This window comes from Streptomyces sp. (assembly GCF_050698815.1).
Taxonomy (GTDB): domain Bacteria; phylum Actinomycetota; class Actinomycetes; order Streptomycetales; family Streptomycetaceae; genus Streptomyces.
Map to the genome: position 1 here is coordinate 1 of NZ_JBOHCV010000369.1, position 1,981 is coordinate 1,981.

Below are 1,981 nucleotides of genomic sequence, written 5' to 3' on the forward strand. Positions count from 1 at the left end.
GAGCTCCTGCACGGACCGTCCTCCGGCGACCCCTACCGGGCGGGCGTGGCGGCGGCCCGGCTGCGCCGGATGACGGGCTCGCCCACCGCGGGCACCGCACTCGCCGGCCTCTACATCGGCAGCGACGCGGACCACTGACGGGCCGGGCGGCGCCGGTCAGTCGCGGGGGAAGCCCTCGGTGGAGAGCTTGATCGCGACGGCGGTGCCGGAGAGGTCGATCTCCTCACCGAAGTCGACGGTGAGGTCTCTGCCGTAGTCGCGGTTCTTGGGATGCGTGAACAGCCGGCACCGGCCGACGTACGGGTCGACGACCAGGTATACGGGGATGCCTGACGAGGCGTAACTGGCCAGCTTGGACCCGTAGTCGTTGGCGGCCGTCGACCGGGAGATGACCTCCATGACGAACTCGACGTCGGGGGGTGAGTAGAGACCCCGCGCGTCCGGAGTGGCGTCATCGGCGATCTTGACGAGATCGGGCGCGAACCCGTTGAGGTGGCCGGGAAAGTCGATGCGGACGTCGGAGTCGATCTCGGCGACTTCGCCGAAGTGGTCCTCCAGTTGCCGCAGCACCCTCCGGATGATGTTCCAGTGAGTGCGGCGCTGTCGACATGTGCACGGACCCCTCGACGATCTCGACCTTGTAGCCCTCGGGGACGGGCATCCGCCTCCAGCCGCTCGAACAGCTCGTCCAGGGTGAGCTCGTCGGGCTCAGTCATCTCATCCTGTCGGTCATGACGGTCACGGTGACGCTCCTCCCCGCCGCGCGATCGCGCAGCCGCGCAGTACAACGATACGCACGGTTCGGGGTCACGGCGGCTCACGGCCGTCAGCTCATCCGCAGCGCGAGGAAGAAGTCCAGCCTGTCCTCCAGCCGCGACAGGTCGCGGCCGGTGAGCTGTTCTATCCGGCCTATCCGGTAGCGGAGGGTGTTGACGTGCAGGTGGAGGTGGGCGGCGCAGCGGGTCCAGGAGCCGTCGGCCGACAGGAACGCGGTGAGGGTGGAGACGAGTTCTGCGCGGTGGCGGCCGTCGTAGTCGTGCAGCGGTGCCAGCAGCCGGGCGGTGAAGGCGCGGCGGACGTCGTCCGGGACGAAGGGGAGCAGCAGCACGTGTGAGGCCAGCTCCTCGTGTCCGGCCGCGCACACCCGCCCCGGGCGGGCCGCCGCCACCCGCCGTGCGTGGCGGGCCTCCTCCAGCGCGCCGCGCAGTCCTTCGGCGGAGTGCACGACGGCGCTGACCCCCAGCGTCAGCCGGCCGCCGTCGGCGAGACCGCGCTCCAGGGATTCGCGGACAGTGGCGAGCAGGCCCCCGGCGGTCAGCCCGCTGCCCGCGTCGGAGGCCTGTTCCGGCGACTCCGGTGGTTCCAGCGGCTCCGGCTGCGCGGGCAGCGCGGGCAGCGGTACGAGGGCCGCCGCCTCCTCGCCGGTGTGGGCGACGGCGACCCGGTCGGCGGTGCCGGGGCCCCCGGTGCCGGCTGTACGGGGGTCGAGCAGGATCTCCTCCAGCAGGGCCTGTGCCACCGGGCCGCTCGCGCGGTCGCCGTCCGGCACCCCGTCCACGCGGGCGACGACGACCTGCCAGTGCGGGGCGCTGCCCAGGCTCGGCAGCAGTACCGGGGCCGCCACGCGCAGCCGGGCGGCGATCTCGGCGGGCGGTGCGCCGGCCTGGACGAGGTCCAGTACCTCCACGGCGAGGCGGCGGCGGACCGTGCGGGACGCGTCGCGGCGGTCGCGTTCGACCGCGATCAGCTGGGTGACGCCGTAGATCAGGTCGAGCCGTTCGGCGGGCCAGTCGCCCGCGTCGGCCGCGACGGCGAGCAGCCAGTCCGAGAGCACCGTCTCCCGCGGGTCGCCGCCGGCGCCGCGGACGGGGAAGAGGGAGTAGGTGACGTCGTCGACGGTGGCGCGGTGCGGGCTGGGGCGGTCGCCGCGTACGGCCGCGAGGTGCTCGCCCGCCAGCCGGGCGCCCACCTCGGCGGGCAG

2 protein-coding genes are annotated in these 1,981 nt (G+C 73.5%); both read right to left on the bottom strand.

Annotation, left to right across the window (positions count from 1 at the left end; translation table 11 throughout):
• Window positions 1-156: 156 nt before the first annotated feature.
• Complete coding sequence (locus tag ACRDP3_RS13475; protein WP_431517151.1) at window positions 157-570, bottom strand: Uma2 family endonuclease; 414 nt, start codon at window positions 568-570, stop codon at window positions 157-159.
• A gap of 256 nt (window positions 571-826) precedes the next feature.
• The coding region (locus ACRDP3_RS13480) for a PucR family transcriptional regulator (protein WP_431517152.1) at window positions 827-1,981 on the bottom strand (1,155 nt) is incomplete at its 5' end.